The sequence below is a fragment of the Oceanicella sp. genome (assembly GCF_056449545.1).
This window is the reverse complement of the sequence record NZ_JBWOMN010000064.1, coordinates 90,489-105,873: the sequence shown is the minus strand read 5'-3', so window position 1 is coordinate 105,873 and position 15,385 is coordinate 90,489. Positions and strand designations below refer to the sequence as shown.

Below are 15,385 nucleotides of genomic sequence, written 5' to 3'. Positions count from 1 at the left end.
AGCGACTCGCTTCGTCGCCATTGGCGCGATCCTCGTCAGAATTGCGTCGATTGCGGGGCGACGCAACGGTTGATCGCGCCGCAACCGATGCGCCCGCCCGCGTGATCGCGGATCAGCGGCGGGCCGGTTTGGGGCGGCTGGCCTTCAGGATCTTGTAGCGCGGCGTGAGGGCCAGTTCCTCGATCTTGGCGAACAGCGCCTCCAGCGGCTTTTCGTAGGGCAGCGTGCGGTTGGCGACGATCAGCAGCGCCCCCTTGGGGGCGAGCGCCCGTGCGCCGGCGGCCAGGAACCCCTCGCCCAGCGCCAGCGACACCGCGCGGCCTTCGTGGAAGGGCGGGTTGGAGATCACCCAGTCATAGACCCCGCGGGGCAGGTCGGGGCCGGTGGCGTCGGCCCAGTGGAAGGCGGCGCGCGGGTCGTCGATGTTGCGCCGGGCGCAGTCGATGGCGGTCTTTTCCGCCTCCCACAGATCAAGCCGCGTCACGGCGGCGCTGCGCAGGATGGCGTCCGACAGATACCCCCAGCCGGCGCCCAGATCGGCCGCCACGCCCTTGAGCGGCGGCAGGGTTTCGGCCAGCAGGCGCGAACCGGGGTCGGTTTCGCGCCAGCTGAACATCCCGGCGGCGGTGACGTAGGGTTCGCCGCCGGGGCGCGCGACGCGCGGCGCCGGGGCGGCCTCGGCCAGCCACTGCGCGAAAATGTCGGGCGTGGCTTCGCCGCGCGCGACCCAGAACACCCGCCCGTGATTCTTCGGCTGCACGCCGTCGAGATCGACCAGCTTGCGAATGTCGCGCTGCAGGCTTTCGACGCCGTCGGTCTTGGCCCCGACCGCCAGCACCGCGCCGCCGGGCTGCGCCAGCCCCCAGGCGCGGGCGAAATTGGCGCGGTTCTCGGCCCGGTGGCGGGTGAGCACGGCGGCGGCGGCGGGAAACGCCCCGTCGATGCGGGGCGCGACCGCGGCCCCCTGCGCCGCCAGCGCGTCATGCAGGGGGCGCATCCCCTGTTCGCAGACCAGCGATTCGACCGGGAAATCGGCAAAGGGGCGGGCGCGCAGCACCGCCAGCCCGCGCGCGCCGGGCATGGGCAGCGCGCCGGACAGGAACGGCGCGGCCAGTAGGGTCATGGGATCGAACATCAGCGGCGCCTATCAGATCGCGGCCCGCCGGGCCAGCCCCCGGCGTCAACGCCCGCGCCCGCGCGGGTCATGCTTCGTATTCCACCAGCAGGTCCTTGGCGTCCACCTGCGTCCCGGCCGCCGCGTGAACCGCCTTGATCACGCCGTCGCGTTCGGCGTGGATGGCGGTTTCCATCTTCATCGCCTCGATGGTCAGCAGCAGGTCGCCGGCGGTCACCTTGCGCCCGGCGCTCACCGCCACCGAGGCCACGACCCCGGGCATCGGCGCCGCCACATGCGCGGGGTTGCCGTCCTCGGCCCTCGGGCGGCGGGCGACGCTGGCCGCGGCGTGGCGGTTGGGCACGGTGATGGCGCGCGGCTGGCCGTTGAGTTCGAAGAACACCTTGACCATGCCCTCGTCCGAGGTCTCGCCGATCGCCGACAGGCGCACCTGCATGGTCTTGCCCGGCTCGAGTTCGATGGCGGTCTCGGTCTGCACCTCCATGCCGTAGAAGAAGATCGGCGTCGGCAGCACCCGCACCGGGCCGTAGCCGCGATGGCGCTCCATGTAATCCATGTAGACCTTGGGATACATCAGGTAGCCGCAGAGGTCCTCGTCATCGACCGCGAAACCGCCGAGATCGGCCGAGACCTTGGCGCGCACCGCCTCCAGATCGACGGGGGGCAGACGCGCGCCGGGGCGTTCGGTGACGGGGGGCTCGCCCTTCAGGACCTTGGCGACCAGCGCCGGCGGAAAACCGCCCGGCGGCTGACCCAGATCGCCGCGCATCATGCCGACCACGCTTTCGGGGAAGGCGATCTCCTTGTCGGGGTCCTCCACGTCGGCGCGGGTCAGCCCGGCGGCGACCATGGTCAGCGCCATGTCGCCCACCACTTTCGACGAGGGCGTCACCTTGACGATGTCGCCGAACATCTGGTTCACCTCGGCATAGGTGGCGGCGACCTCGTGCCAGCGTTCCTCCAGCCCCATGGACCGCGCCTGCGCCTTCAGGTTGGTGAACTGGCCGCCGGGCATCTCGTGCAGGTAGACCTCCGAGGCGCCCGAACGCATCTCGGTCTCGAAAGCCGCGTATTGCAGGCGCACCTGTTCCCAGTAGTCGGAGATCGCGCGGATCGCCGCCGGGTCCAGCCCGGTGTCGCGATCCGTGTGGCGCAGGGCCTCGACGATCGACCCGAGGCAGGGCTGCGAGGTCAGTCCGGAAAACGAATCCATCGCCGCGTCCACGGCGTCGGCCCCGGCCTCGGCCGCCGCCAGCGCCGTGGCGGCGGAAATCCCCGAAGTGTCGTGGGTGTGGAAATGCACCGGCAGGCCGATCTCGTCCTTCAGGGCCTTCACCAGAATCCGCGCCTGCGCCGGTTTCAGCAGCCCCGCCATGTCCTTGAGCCCGAGCACATGGGCGCCCGCGTCGCGCAGCTGCCGCGCCATGCCGAGATAGTATTTCAGGTCGTATTTGGCCCGGTCCGGGTCAAGAATGTCACCGGTGTAGCAGATCGCGCCTTCGCAGATGCGCCCGCTTTCAAGCACCGCATCCATGGCCACGCGCATGTTCTCGACCCAGTTGAGGCTGTCGAACACCCGGAACACGTCGACCCCGGATTCGGCGGCGCGGGCGACGAATTTTTGCACCACGTTGTCGGGATAGTTGGCGTAGCCGACGCCGTTTGATCCGCGCAGCAGCATCTGGGTCAGCACATTGGGCATTTTTCGCCGCAGATCCACCAGTCGTTTCCACGGGCATTCCTGCAGGAACCGGTAGGACACGTCGAAGGTCGCCCCGCCCCAGCATTCCACCGAGAACAGCGCCGGCAGGTTGTGGGCGTAGGCGTCGGCCACCTTCAGCATGTCATGGGTGCGCATGCGCGTGGCCAGCAGCGACTGGTGCCCGTCGCGCATGGTGGTGTCGGTGATCAGCAGCTTTTTCTGCGCCAGCATCCAGTCGGCGACCGCCTGCGGCCCCTCGGCGTCGAGCAGGGTTTTCGTGCCGGGCGCCAGCGTATCGCCCAATGGCGCCGGGGGTTTGGGGAGGCGAGCATGGGCGGGCGGTCGGGCGCGCCCCGCGACCTCCGGATTGCCGTTGACGGTGATGTCGGCGATGAAATTCAGCAGCCTGGTCGCCCGGTCCCGGCGCTTGGTGAAGCGGAACAGCTCCGGCGTCTCGTCGATGAACTTGGTGTGGTAGCTGTTGTCGAGGAATTTCGGATGCTTCAGCAGATTCTCGACGAAGGCGATGTTGGTGGCCACCCCGCGAATGCGGAATTCGCGCAAGGCGCGGTCCATGCGGGCGATCGCCTCGCCGGGCGTCGGCGCCCAGGCGGTGACCTTTTCCAGCAGCGAATCGTAGTAGCGGGTGATGACGGCGCCCGAATAGGCGGTGCCGCCGTCGAGGCGAATGCCAAAGCCGGTGGCCCCGCGATAGGCGGTGATGCGCCCGTAATCGGGGATGAAGTTGTTGAGCGGGTCTTCCGTGGTGATCCGGCATTGCAGGGCGTGGCCGCGCAGCTGGATCGCGTGCTGGCCGGGCACGCCGGTGGCCTCGGCGATGCTGGCCCCCTCCGCGATGCGGATCTGGGCCTTGACGATGTCGATGCCGGTGACTTCTTCCGTCACCGTATGTTCGACCTGCACCCGGGGGTTGACCTCGATGAAGAAGAATTCCTCGGTCGCCATGTCCATCAGGAATTCGATGGTGCCGGCGTTCTCGTATCCCGCGTGACGGGCGATGCGCAGGCCCAGTTCGCAAACCTCGGCGCGCTGCTTCTCGCTCAGATAGGGGGCGGGGGCGCGCTCCACGACCTTCTGATTGCGCCGCTGCACCGAACAGTCGCGCTCGAACAGATGCACGATGGAGCCATGGCTGTCGCCGAGCACCTGCACCTCCACATGGCGGGCGCGCTGGATCAGGCGTTCCAGAAAACCCTCGCCATTGCCGAAGGCGGCCTCGGCCTCGCGCCGCCCGGCGCGGACCTTGTCCTCCAGCTCGTCGGCGGAAAATATGGGCCGCATGCCGCGCCCGCCGCCGCCCCAGCTGGCTTTCAGCATCAGCGGGTAGCCGACCTTTTCGGCCATCTCGCGCACCGCGTCCATGTCGTCGGGCAGCACCTCGGTGGCGGGCACCACCGGCGCCCCGGCGGCGATGGCGGCGCGCCGGGCGCTGGCCTTGTCGCCGAGCAGGCGCATGGTGTCCGCCTTCGGGCCGATGAAGGCGATGCCGGCGGCGGCGCAGGCATCGACGAAATCCGGGTTTTCGGACAACAATCCGTAGCCGGGATGGATCGCGTCGGCGCCGCAGTCGCGGGCCACGCGAATGATTTCCTCGATGCTGAGATAGGCGGCGACCGGGCCCAGCCCCTCGCCGATGCGATAGGCCTCGTCGGCCTTGAAGCGATGCAGGCCAAGCCGGTCCTCCTCGGCGTAGACAGCGACCGTGCGCTTGCCCAGTTCATTGGCGGCGCGCATCACCCGTATGGCGATCTCCGAGCGGTTGGCGATAAGAATTTTGTTGAATTCGGTCATGATCTGTCCGCCGGTTTCTTCAGTGGTCTGACCGCGCGCGGCGCCGTTGCGGGCGGTTTGCGATCCGCCATGGCCTCCCCCCCTCGCGCGTTGCGCCGCACAATGCACAGGCGGCGGCGCGAGGGCAAGCTGGACCGCGCCGCTTGCGGGCCCGGACGCGGCGCCCCGGCGCAACCCGATGTCATGCATGAGCGACGCAACGGCGCCAGGGGCAAGCCGGCGCCCATGACCGACGCCGCCGTCAATTGCCGATCCGCCGCGATCTGGCCGAAGATCCGCGCCTGAGCCCGCCTAGGCGTCATCCACCACGAACACATGCAGCGCCACCGGCCCATGGGCGCCAAGCTGAAGCACCTGCCCGATATCGGCCGAACGCGACGGCCCGGTCACCAGATTGACCGTGCGCGGATCGGCGCCCGAGACACGCAGCCCGGCCCAAAGATCGTCAAGCCCGGCCACCACCTGCGACGCGCCGAGGACGACGAAATGGGTCTCGCCCAGAAAGGTCAGCGTCACCGGGTTGTCCGGCCCCGACAGCAGCGCCAGCGTGCCGGTCTCGGCGACGCCGAAGCTGGCGCGCGACAGGGTCGCGGGCTCTTCAATGCGCCCGGGCCCGCGCGTGGCCTCGAAGCCGGACCAGTCGAGCTCGGCGAAATCGGGCTCGTCGCCCATGCGGATCGCGCGCGCCAGATTGCGGTCGCGCAGCTGCGCCGCCAGCGCTTCGGGCAGGTCGGCCATGGTCGCGACATGGGTGACGCTGGCGTCAACGCCGGCCAGCTTGGCCTCGAACTGAACGCGGCGTTGCGCGCCGGAGGTGCGGCTCTGCGCCGGGGCGGGGGCGCCTTGCGCCCCCGCTGCGCCCAATCGGGCGCTGACCGCCGCCAGGCGGTCCCCGGCGCCGGCTGCGTCGCCGCCCTGCGCCGCGGCGCGCCGCAGGCGGGCGAGGATCCGCTCACGCGCGCTCATCAGCGTTCTCCCCGCTTGTAGCGCGCCATGAACCCGCCGCCCTCGGGCGCCGGGAAATCGCGGTGATCGCTCCAGCCGCCGACCATGGGCAGCCGCCGGATCCGCCCCCCGCGCGCCAGCAGGCCCAGCCCCGCCATCGCCGCCCGCGTCGCCGCGCGATAAAGCGCCGGGCGCTGCGCCACCCACGCCCAAAGGCCAAGCCCGGCGCGCGTCGTCCCCGGCGTCAGGCGCTTTTCGAATTCCCGCTCGCGCCAGTGGCGCATCATCTTCGGCAGCGGAATGCGCATCGGGCACACCGATTCGCAGCGCCCGCAGAAAGTCGAGGCGTTGGGCAGCTGCCCGCCCTTCTCCACCCCGATCAGCGAGGGCGTCAGCACCGCCCCCATGGGCCCCGGATAGACCCAGCCATAGGCATGCCCGCCCACCGCCTGATACACCGGGCAATGGTTCATGCAGGCGCCGCAGCGGATGCAGCGCAGCATGTCCTGGAAATCGCCGCCAATCATGTTGGAGCGCCCGTTGTCGAGCAGCACCACGTGGTATTCCTCGGGCCCGTCCGGGTCGGCGGCGCGGCGCGGCCCGGAGGAAAACGTGGTGTAGACCGACATCTCCTGCCCGGTGGCCGAGCGCGCCAGAAGCCGCAGCACGGTCGAGGAATCCTCCAGCGTCGGCACGATCTTTTCCAGGCTGGCCATGACGATATGCACCTTGGGCAGCGATTGCGACAGGTCGCCGTTGCCCTCGTTGGTGACGATCACCGACTGGCCGGTCTCGGCGATCAGCATGTTGGCCCCGGTGATGCCCACCTCGGCCTCGAAATACTTTTCGCGCAGCACGCCGCGGGCCTCGGACAGCAGCGTGTCGAGCCCCTCCAGATTGCGGCCCTCGGGCAGATGCGCATGCGCCTTGCGGAATTCCTCGCGCACCTGCTCGACGGTGACATGCACCGCCGGGGCGATGATGTGGCTGGGGATCTCGCCGCGCAGCTGGATGATGTATTCACCCAGATCGGTTTCCACCGGCTTGACGCCATTGGCCGCCAGATGGTCGTTGATCCCGCATTCCTCCGAGATCATCGTCTTGCCCTTGTTGACGATCTTGGCGTCGACCCCGCGGCAGATGTCGAGCACGATGCGCCGCGCGTCCTCGGCGGTCTCGGCCCAGTGCACATGGCCGCCGGCGGCGATCACCTTGCGCTCGTATGCCTCCAGATACAGATCCAGATGCGCCAGCGTGTGATCCTTCAGATCCCGCGCCGCGTCGCGGATGGCGTCGAATTCCGGCACCCCGGCCCGGGCCCTGGCGCGTTTCTCGGTGAAATTGCCCCCGGAGCCGCCGAGCGCGATCTGCAGGTCGGGATCCGCCAGCGCGGCCTTGGTGTTGGCCTTGAATTGCCGCGTCGTCGCCTGTTCGGGGTTCATGCGCCGCCCTCCGCATCCGCATCGGAGTCGCCGATCGCCGGGCCGTCGGTCATCCCCGCCAGCACCTCGACCACATGGCGCGCCTTCACCGCCGCGCCCTCGCGGCTGAGCTTGCCGGCCATGTTCATCAGGCAGCCCAGATCGCCGGCCAGCAGCAGCCCGGCGCCGGTGGCGACGATGTTTTCGGTCTTGTCGCCCACCATCTTGTTGGACACGTCCGGATACTTCACGCAGAACATGCCGCCGAAGCCGCAGCAGACCTCCGCGTCCTTCATCTCGCGCAATTCCAGCCCGTCGACGGATCGCAGCAGCTTTCGCGGCTGGTCCTTGACGCCGAGGCCGCGCAGCCCCGAACAGCTGTCGTGATAGGTGACGATCCCCTGCCCCGACCCCGCCGCCAGCTTCGCCCGCACGCCTTTCAGCCCGCGCATATCCGTCAGGAACGACACGATCTCATGGGTGCGCCCGGCCAGCGCCTCGGCCCGCGCGCGCCACGGATCGTTCGCCGCGAACATCTCCGGGTAGTCCCGCATGATGGTCCCCGCGCAGCTGCCCGAGGGCGCGACCACGTAGTCAAATCCCTCGAACGCCGCGATCACCTGCCTGGCGATCGCCTGCGCGGATTTGCGGTCGCCGGAATTCCACGCCGGCTGGCCGCAGCAGGTCTGCGCCTCCGGGACCTCCACGTCGCAGCCGGCCTCCTCAAGCAGGCGGATGGTCGCGAAACCGACCGAGGGGCGGAACATGTCCACGAGACAGGTGACGAACAGCGCCACGCGCGGGCGGTTGGATTCGGGCATCGGGCCTCCGATCGAAATTGGTGATAATTACTTACCAATTCGCGCGCCCCGGATGCAAGCGGCGCGCGGGCGGGGCGCGGGCGGCGCGCGGGCGGGGCGCGATGCACGCGCCCCCTTTGCTTTCCCCGCCGAACCGCCTATAAGCCCGCGGTCGCGGCGCTTACACCCCTGGAGGATCGCCGCATGTCAACTCAGGAGATTTTCAAATGGCCGAGATGCCGATTCTCGAAGCCGCATCCCGCGAGGGCACGGGCAAAGGGGCTGCCCGCGCCGCGCGTCGCGATGGTTTCGTGCCGGGCGTGATCTATGGCGGGGGCAAGGACCCGGTCGCGATCAACGTCCGCTTCAACGTGCTGCTCAAGACCCTGCGGGCCGGCAAGTTCATGTCCACGCTGCTCAACCTCAGGATCGACGGCGAGGACAACCGGGTGATCTGCCGCGCCGTGCAGCGCGACGTGGTGCGCGACCTGCCCACCCATGTGGATTTCCTGCGCCTGTCCGAGCGCAGCCGCATCAACCTCTACGTGCCCGTCGAGTTCATCAACGAGGACACCTGCCCCGGCCTGAAGAAGGGCGGCGCGCTGGTCGTGGTGCGCAACGAGGTCGAACTGAAGGTGACCGCCGGATCCATCCCCGAAAAACTGGTGGTGGATCTGGGCGAGGTGCATATCGGCGACGTCATCCACATCTCGGACATCGACATGCCCAAGGGGTCGCGCGCGATGATCACCGACCGCGATTTCGTCATCGCCAACGTCTCCGCGCCGTCGGGCCTGAAATCCGCCGACGCCGATGATGAGGCCGAGGCCGAGACCGAGGGCGAAACCGCCGAGGACGCCGCCGAGGCGTGACCCCCTTTCACGCGTGACGCGCCCCGGACCGTCCGCCTGACGCACGCGCCGCCGCCCTTCCCGGGGCGGCGGTTTTCGTCTGCCCCCTTCTCAAAACCGGGCCGGGCGCGTATCAAGCCCCGAGCATCACGGGAGACCCGCCATGCGCCTGTTCGTCGGACTCGGCAATCCGGGCGGCAAATACGCCGGCCACCGGCACAATATCGGCTACATGGCGCTGGAGCGCATCGCGCGGGACCACGGTTTCCCGCCCTGGCGCGCCAAGTTCCAGGGCCAGGTGACGACCGGCCAGCTTGGCGGGCGCAAGGTGACGCTGCTCAAGCCCGCGACCTTCATGAACCTGTCGGGCCAGTCGGTGGGCGAGGCCATGCGGTTCTACAAGCTCGCCCCCGGCGACGTGACGGTGTTTCACGACGAACTGGACCTGGCCCCGGGCAAATGCCGGGTGAAGCAGGGGGGCGGCCATGCCGGCCATAACGGGCTGCGCTCGATCCACCAGCATATCGGCGCCGATTACCGGCGCGTGCGGCTGGGCATCGGCCATCCCGGCGACAAGTCCAGGGTGTCGGGCTACGTGCTGCATGATTTCGCCCGCGCCGACGCGGAGTGGCTGGAAGACGTGCTGACCGGCGTCTCCGACGGCGCGCCGAAGCTGGCGGCGGGGGACGCGTCCGGGTTCATGAACGCCGTCGCCCTGCGCGCGGCGCCCCAACGCCCCAAGCCGGCGCCCAAGCCCAGGCCCGCCGGAACAGACCCCGACGCCCGGCGGGCGGCGGCGCCGCCCGAACCCGCCTCCCTGCTCGACAAGCTGAAACGGCATTTTTCCTGACCCCTCCCCCAAGGGGACGGGCCGCGCGCCGGTCCGGCGGCGCGAGGGTGGGCGGGCGGGTCGTCGCCGCCGGGTCGGCGCGCGGCCCGTCCCTGCGCCGCGCGCGCCGCGCCCTCGACTCTCCTCCCCTTGACCCGCCCCCCGCCTCATGCCATGCGCGGGCAAACCGCAACAGGAGAGTGCAATGGGTTTCAAATGCGGCATCGTCGGCATGCCGAACGTGGGCAAATCCACGCTGTTCAACGCGCTCACCCGCACCGCCTCGGCGCAGGCGGCGAACTTTCCCTTCTGCACCATCGAACCCAATGTGGGCGAGGTGCCGGTGCCCGACGAACGCCTCGAAAAGCTCGCCGCCATCGCCGGATCGAAGCAGATCATCCCCACGCGGCTGACCTTCGTCGACATCGCCGGGCTGGTCAAAGGCGCGTCGCGCGGCGAGGGGCTGGGCAACAAGTTTCTCGGCACCATCCGCGAGGTCGACGCCATCGCCCATGTGCTGCGCTGCTTCGAGGATGACGACATCACCCATGTGGACGGCCGCGTGGACCCGGTGGCCGACGCCGAAACCATCGAGACCGAATTGATGCTGGCCGATCTGGAAAGCGTCGAAAAGCGCCTGTCGGGCCTCGCGCGCAAGATCAAGGGCAATGACAAGGAGGCGATCGCGCAGGACCGCCTGCTGCGCCTGGCCAAGGCGGCGCTGGAACAGGGCCGCCCGGCGCGCGCGGTCGAGATCAACCCCGACGACGCGCTGGCCTGGAAGGGCCTGCAACTGCTCACCGCCAAGCCGGTGCTGTTCGTGTGCAATGTCGAGGAAGACTCCGCCGCGACCGGCAACGCGCTGTCCGATCAGGTCGCCGAACTGGCCGCGCGGCAGGGCGCCGCGCATGTGGTGATCTCCGCCGCCATCGAGGAGGAGATCGCCCAGCTCGACGATTCCGAACGCGCCGAATTCCTCGCCGATCTGGGGCTGCAAAAGCCCGGGCTCGACCGGCTGATCCGCGCTGGCTACGACCTGCTGCGCCTGCGCACCTATTTCACCGTCGGCCCCAAGGAGGCCCGCGCCTGGACCATCGCCGCCGGCACGAAAGCGCCCCGCGCGGCGGGGGTGATCCACGGCGATTTCGAACGCGGCTTCATCCGCGCCGAGACCGTCGCCTACGATGATTTCATCGCCTTGGGCGGCGAACAAGGCGCGCGCGAGGCCGGAAAGCTGCGCGTCGAGGGCAAGGCCTACGAGGTCGCCGACGGCGACGTGCTGCATTTCCTGTTCAACACCTGAGCCGGCGCGCCGCAAAACGCCGCAAAACGCCGCAAAACGCCCCCGGGCCGCGCCGGCCCGACGGCGCGCAGTCACGCGGCCCGGCGCCGTGCACCGCCAGAAACAGGAAACCGCCGGCGATGGCGACGTTCTTCATGAACTGGATGCTCTGCATCTGGTCGCCGAAGTCGAAATGGAACGGCAGCGCCGAGAACAGGCTGAACCCGGCCAGCAGAAACGCCGCGATCCTTGTCTGGTAGCCGACGATGATCGCGACCGCGCCCAGCCCCTCGGTGGCGATGACCGGCGGCAGCAGGATGCCGGGCGCGCCCACGGCCTTCATATGGCCCTGGGTCCCGGCGTAGTCGGCGATCTTGCCGAGCCCGGAGGTGAGAAAGGTCGCGCTGATCAGCACGCGCCCGACCAGACTGCCATATGTCTTGATGACGTCTTGCATTCGGTGTCTCCGGGCCCGGCGACGGTCCCGCCGGATCGGCTGTTTCGCGACAAGGGATGTCCGGGACCGCGCGGCGTTGTTTCCCACAGGCGTCATCGCCCGCCCTGCATCCAATGGGCGCGGTTTCGCGGACAAATACCGCATATCGAAAAATATCGTCGCCAATTCGGGGATCAACGGGCGGGTCGGCGGCGCTCAGAGCATTTTCCGCATGAACGCCGGATCCCGCCATCGCCCGAATTTTCGCCCGGCCTGAGCCGGCCGCCCGCGGCAAGCCAGGCCGCCAGCCCCGCCGGAGGGGGCAATTCGGCGGCGAAGGTCGCGGCGCCGCCCCGGATCGCCGCGCGCCATGGGCCTGATCCGCATCGTCGACGGCTTCGCATTGCGCGCTCCGGTCAGGAACGATACGCAGGAGCGCGCGCAAGCCGCAAGCAACGCCACGACAAAACGGGAGCCGCCGCGATGGAGCTTTGGGATTTCTGGATCGACCGGGGCGGCACCTTCACCGATGTCGTGGCGCGCGACCCGTCAGGCGCGCTGCATTCCGCCAAGCTGCTTTCGGAAAACCCCGAGCAATACGACGACGCGGCGCTGGCCGGCATCCGCCGGTTTCTTGGCCTGGGGGCCAATGAAAGGATCCCCGCGTCGCGCATCCGCGCGGTGAAGATGGGCACCACGGTGGCCACCAACGCATTGCTGGAGCGCAAGGGCGATCGCACCGTGCTGGTGATCACCCGCGGCCTCGCCGATCAGCTGCGCATCGCCTATCAGAACCGCCCCAACCTGTTCGACCGCGAGATCATCCTCCCCGAACAGCTTTACGAGCGCGTCATCGAGGCCGATGAGCGCGTCCATGCCGACGGCCATGTCGAGATCCCGCTCGACGAACCCCCGCTCGCCGCCGCGCTGGCGCAGGCCAGGGCCGACGGCATCGACGCCTGCGCCGTGGTCTTCGTGCATGGCTACCGCCACACCGCCCATGAAAGGCGCGCCGGCGAGATCGCGCGCGAGGCCGGCTTCGGGCAGGTGTCCGTCAGCCATCAGGTCAGCCCGCTGATGAAGATGGTCAGCCGCGGCGACACCACGGTGGTCGACGCCTACCTGTCGCCGATCCTGCGCCGCTATGTCGATCGGGTGGCCGCCGCCTTCGACGGCGACACGGCCGGCAAGCTGATGTTCATGCAAAGCTCCGGCGGGCTCACCGACGCGACGCTGTTTCAGGGCAAGGACGCGATCCTGTCGGGCCCGGCGGGCGGCGTGGTCGGCGCCGCGCGCACCTCGCAGATCGCCGGCGAGCAGAAGATCATCGGCTTTGACATGGGCGGCACCTCCACCGATGTGTGCCATTTCAAGGGCGAGTTCGAACGGGTGCTGCACACCGAGGTCGCGGGCGTGCGCATGCGCGCGCCGATGATGCATATCCACACCGTGGCGGCGGGGGGCGGATCGCTGCTGTCCTATGACGGGGCGCGCATGCGCGTCGGGCCGCAAAGCGCCGGCGCCAATCCCGGCCCGGCCTGCTACGGGCGCGGCGGGCCGCTGGCGGTCACCGACGCCAATGTGATGACCGGCAAGCTGCGCCCGGACTTCTTCCCGGCGATCTTCGGGCCGGACGCGGACCAGCCGCTGGACGCGGCCGCGACCCGCGCGAAGTTCGAAGCCATCGCCCGGGACATCGGCAAGACCCCGGAGGAAGCCGCCGACGGGTTCCTGCGCATCGCCGTCGGGGCCATGGCCAACGCGATCAAGAAAATCTCGGTGCAGCGCGGCCATGACGTCACCGAATACTGCCTGACGGTGTTCGGCGGCGCCGGGGCGCAGCACGCCTGCATGATCGCCGACACGCTGGGCATGGATCGTTGCCTGATCCACCCGCTGGCGTCCCTGCTGTCGGCCTATGGCATGGGGCTGGCGGAGATCCGCGCCGCGCGCCAGCAGGCGGTGGAGGCGCGGCTCGACGCCGGATCGCGCCTGCAGGCGGCGGCGGATCTGGACCGGCTGTCGGTGGCGGTGATGGCCGAGGTCGAGGCCCAGGGCGTCGACCCCGCCAAGGTGACGCTGGTTCCGCTGCTGATGCTCAAGGTCGAGGGCACGGACACCGCCCTGCCGATCCCCTTCGGCACGGAGTCCGACATGCGCGCCCGTTTCGCCGCCGATCATCGCGACCGTTTCGGGTTCGACCCCGGCGACAAGCCTTTGATCATCGAGGCGATTTCCAGCGAGGCCATCGGCCAGGCCGCCGATCTCGGCGAACCGGAGCTGGCGACCGAGACGCGCGAGGAAAGCGCCTACGAGACCGCGCTGAGCGCGCCGATCTTCAGCGGCGGCGCCTGGCGCGAAGCCCGCTTCGTCAGGCGCGGATCCATGGCCCCGGGCGACCGGCTCACCGGCCCGGCGGTGCTGGTGGAGCGGCACACCTCGATCGTCGTCGAAGATGGCTGGCGGGCGGAAATCACCCGCCACGACCATGTGCGCCTGACCCGCATCCGCCCGCGCGAGGACGCCCGCGCCGTGGGAACCGAGGCCGACCCGGTGATGCTGGAGGTGTTCAACAACCTCTACATGTCGATCGCCGAGCAGATGGGCGCGGTGCTGGAAAACACCGCCGTGTCGGTGACCATCAAGGAACGGCTGGACTTTTCCTGCGCGGTGTTCGACGCCAGGGGCGACCTGATCGCCAACGCGCCCCACATGCCGGTGCATCTGGGCTCGATGGCGGCCTCGGTGAAGGCGATCATGCGCCAGAATCCGGACATGAGCCCCGGCGACGTCTATGTGCTGAACGCGCCCTACAATGGCGGCACGCATCTGCCCGACATCACCGTGGTCGCCCCGGTCTGGGACGACGCGGGCATGGACATCCTGTTTTACGCCGCGGCGCGCGGGCACCACACGGACGTGGGCGGGCTGACGCCGGGATCCATGCCGCCGGATTCGCGCGTGGTGGAACAGGAAGGCGTGCTGATCGACAACTGGAAGCTCATCGACAAGGGGCGGTTTCGCGAGGACGAGACCCGCGCGCTGCTGTTGTCGGGCGACTACCCGGTGCGCGCGGTGGACGTGAACATCGCCGATCTGAAGGCGCAGGTGGCAAGCTGCGAGAAGGGCGCGCAGGAATTGCGCCGCATGGTGGCGCATTTCGGGCTCGACGTGGTGCAGGCCTATATGCGCCACGTGCAGGACAACGCCGAGGAATGCGTGCGCCAGGCGATCACCCGGCTGAAGGACGCCGAATACGTCTACCCCATGGACCCGGATTTCGACGGCCGCGCGCGCGAGATACGCGTGAAGATCACCGTGGATCGGGCCGCGCGCGCCGCGACCATCGATTTCACCGGCACGACGGGGCAGCTGGCCACCAACTACAACGCGCCGGAACCGGTGACCCGGGCGGCGGTGCTTTACGTGTTCCGCTGTCTGGTGGATGACGCGATCCCCATGAACGAGGGGGTGATGAAGCCGCTGAACGTGATTCTGCCCAAGGGCACCATGCTGTCGCCGCAATACCCGGCGGCGGTGATCGCGGGCAATGTGGAGACCTCGCAGGCGGTGACCTCGGCGCTGTTCCTGGCGCTCGGGGTGATGGCGGCGGCGCAATCGACCATGAACAACGTCACCTGGGGCGATGATCGCTACCAGTATTACGAGACCGTCTGCGGCGGATCGGGCGCCGGCTGGCTCAATGACGGGCGCGGGCACAATGGCTGTTCGGCGGTGCACACCCACATGACCAATTCGCGGCTCACCGATCCGGAGGTGCTGGAATGGCGCTTTCCGGTGCTGCTGGAGGAATTTTCGATCCGGCGCGGTTCGGGCGGGGGCGGATTGTTCCATGGCGGCGACGGCACGCGGCGAAAGATCCGGTTTCTGGCGCCGATGACGCTGGCGATCCTGTCGGGGCACCGGGTGACGCCGCCGCCGGGGCTGGACGGCGGCGACCCGGGCGCGCTGGGGCGTTCGCGCATCATCCGCGCCGACGGGTCGGTCGAGGAGCTGCGCTCGGCGGATCAGCGGGAGATGGCGGCGGGCGACGTGTTCTGGCTCGACACGCCCACGGGCGGGGGCTGCGGCAAGCCGGCGTGACGGCGCGAACGGACGGGCGGCGCGGCGCGAACGGACGGCGCGGCGCCGTGGTTTCGCGCGACGCATGC

Annotated in this window: 10 protein-coding genes; 4 read left to right on the top strand and 6 right to left on the bottom strand. The window is 69.3% G+C overall.

What is annotated here, in order from left to right; all coding sequences use genetic code 11:
- Positions 1 to 112: 112 nt before the first annotated feature.
- The 5 genes from AC1HC7_RS09110 to AC1HC7_RS09090 all read right to left on the bottom strand — a co-directional run bounded on the left by AC1HC7_RS09110 (position 113) and on the right by AC1HC7_RS09090 (position 7,836).
- Complete coding sequence (locus AC1HC7_RS09110) at positions 113 to 1,135, bottom strand: class I SAM-dependent methyltransferase (RefSeq protein WP_479496232.1); 1,023 nt, start codon at positions 1,133 to 1,135, stop codon at positions 113 to 115.
- Between the two features lie 67 nt (positions 1,136 to 1,202).
- Positions 1,203 to 4,649, bottom strand: a complete 3,447-nt coding sequence (locus AC1HC7_RS09105) for a pyruvate carboxylase (protein ID WP_479496231.1) — start codon at positions 4,647 to 4,649, stop codon at positions 1,203 to 1,205.
- 291 nt (positions 4,650 to 4,940) lie between these two features.
- Entirely contained in the window at positions 4,941 to 5,615 is a 675-nt protein-coding gene (locus tag AC1HC7_RS09100; RefSeq protein ID WP_479496230.1) for a LutC/YkgG family protein, read from the bottom strand.
- Complete coding sequence (locus AC1HC7_RS09095; RefSeq protein ID WP_479496229.1) at positions 5,615 to 7,036, bottom strand: lactate utilization protein B; 1,422 nt, start codon at positions 7,034 to 7,036, stop codon at positions 5,615 to 5,617. Before AC1HC7_RS09095 ends, AC1HC7_RS09100 begins: the two co-directional genes overlap by 1 nt.
- Positions 7,033 to 7,836 (bottom strand): (Fe-S)-binding protein, encoded by an 804-nt coding sequence (locus AC1HC7_RS09090; protein WP_479496228.1) that lies wholly within the window; start codon positions 7,834 to 7,836, stop codon positions 7,033 to 7,035. The genes AC1HC7_RS09095 and AC1HC7_RS09090 overlap by 4 nt, the downstream gene beginning before the upstream one ends.
- A gap of 206 nt (positions 7,837 to 8,042) precedes the next feature.
- On the opposite strand from AC1HC7_RS09090, the gene AC1HC7_RS09085 reads away from it, so the two are divergent.
- From AC1HC7_RS09085 to ychF, 3 genes are all read left to right on the top strand, one after another.
- Positions 8,043 to 8,687, top strand: a complete 645-nt coding sequence (locus tag AC1HC7_RS09085; RefSeq protein WP_479496227.1) for a 50S ribosomal protein L25/general stress protein Ctc — start codon at positions 8,043 to 8,045, stop codon at positions 8,685 to 8,687.
- 142 nt (positions 8,688 to 8,829) lie between these two features.
- Positions 8,830 to 9,516, top strand: a complete 687-nt coding sequence (pth, locus tag AC1HC7_RS09080; RefSeq protein WP_479496226.1) for an aminoacyl-tRNA hydrolase — start codon at positions 8,830 to 8,832, stop codon at positions 9,514 to 9,516.
- A 184-nt stretch (positions 9,517 to 9,700) separates the two neighbouring features.
- Positions 9,701 to 10,798: a redox-regulated ATPase YchF gene (gene ychF, locus AC1HC7_RS09075; RefSeq protein WP_479495494.1), complete on the top strand. Its 1,098-nt coding sequence runs from the start codon at positions 9,701 to 9,703 to the stop codon at positions 10,796 to 10,798.
- On the opposite strand, the gene AC1HC7_RS09070 is transcribed toward ychF, so the two are convergent.
- Positions 10,788 to 11,234 carry a DoxX family protein gene (locus AC1HC7_RS09070; RefSeq protein WP_479498946.1) on the bottom strand — a complete coding sequence of 149 codons (447 nt, stop codon included), beginning with the start codon at positions 11,232 to 11,234 and terminating at the stop codon, positions 10,788 to 10,790. The genes ychF and AC1HC7_RS09070 overlap by 11 nt on opposite strands.
- Before the next feature lie 462 nt (positions 11,235 to 11,696).
- Here AC1HC7_RS09070 and AC1HC7_RS09065 point away from each other — a divergent pair, with 462 nt between their 5' ends.
- A complete protein-coding gene (locus AC1HC7_RS09065) occupies positions 11,697 to 15,317 on the top strand; it encodes a hydantoinase B/oxoprolinase family protein (protein ID WP_479498945.1) in 3,621 nt (1,206 codons plus the stop codon).
- Positions 15,318 to 15,385: the final 68 nt, after the last annotated feature.

What these genes read in the sequence shown, in the direction of transcription:
- AC1HC7_RS09110 (WP_479496232.1), bottom strand. Translation starts at nt 1,135, where the DNA reads ATGTTCGATCCCATGACCCTACTGGCCGCGCCGTTCCTGTCCGGCGCG.
- AC1HC7_RS09105 (WP_479496231.1), bottom strand. Translation starts at nt 4,649, where the DNA reads ATGACCGAATTCAACAAAATTCTTATCGCCAACCGCTCGGAGATCGCC.
- AC1HC7_RS09100 (WP_479496230.1), bottom strand. Translation starts at nt 5,615, where the DNA reads ATGAGCGCGCGTGAGCGGATCCTCGCCCGCCTGCGGCGCGCCGCGGCG.
- AC1HC7_RS09095 (WP_479496229.1), bottom strand. Translation starts at nt 7,036, where the DNA reads ATGAACCCCGAACAGGCGACGACGCGGCAATTCAAGGCCAACACCAAG.
- AC1HC7_RS09090 (WP_479496228.1), bottom strand. Translation starts at nt 7,836, where the DNA reads ATGCCCGAATCCAACCGCCCGCGCGTGGCGCTGTTCGTCACCTGTCTC.
- AC1HC7_RS09085 (WP_479496227.1), top strand. Translation starts at nt 8,043, where the DNA reads ATGGCCGAGATGCCGATTCTCGAAGCCGCATCCCGCGAGGGCACGGGC.
- pth (WP_479496226.1), top strand. Translation starts at nt 8,830, where the DNA reads ATGCGCCTGTTCGTCGGACTCGGCAATCCGGGCGGCAAATACGCCGGC.
- ychF (WP_479495494.1), top strand. Translation starts at nt 9,701, where the DNA reads ATGGGTTTCAAATGCGGCATCGTCGGCATGCCGAACGTGGGCAAATCC.
- AC1HC7_RS09070 (WP_479498946.1), bottom strand. Translation starts at nt 11,234, where the DNA reads ATGCAAGACGTCATCAAGACATATGGCAGTCTGGTCGGGCGCGTGCTG.
- AC1HC7_RS09065 (WP_479498945.1), top strand. Translation starts at nt 11,697, where the DNA reads ATGGAGCTTTGGGATTTCTGGATCGACCGGGGCGGCACCTTCACCGAT.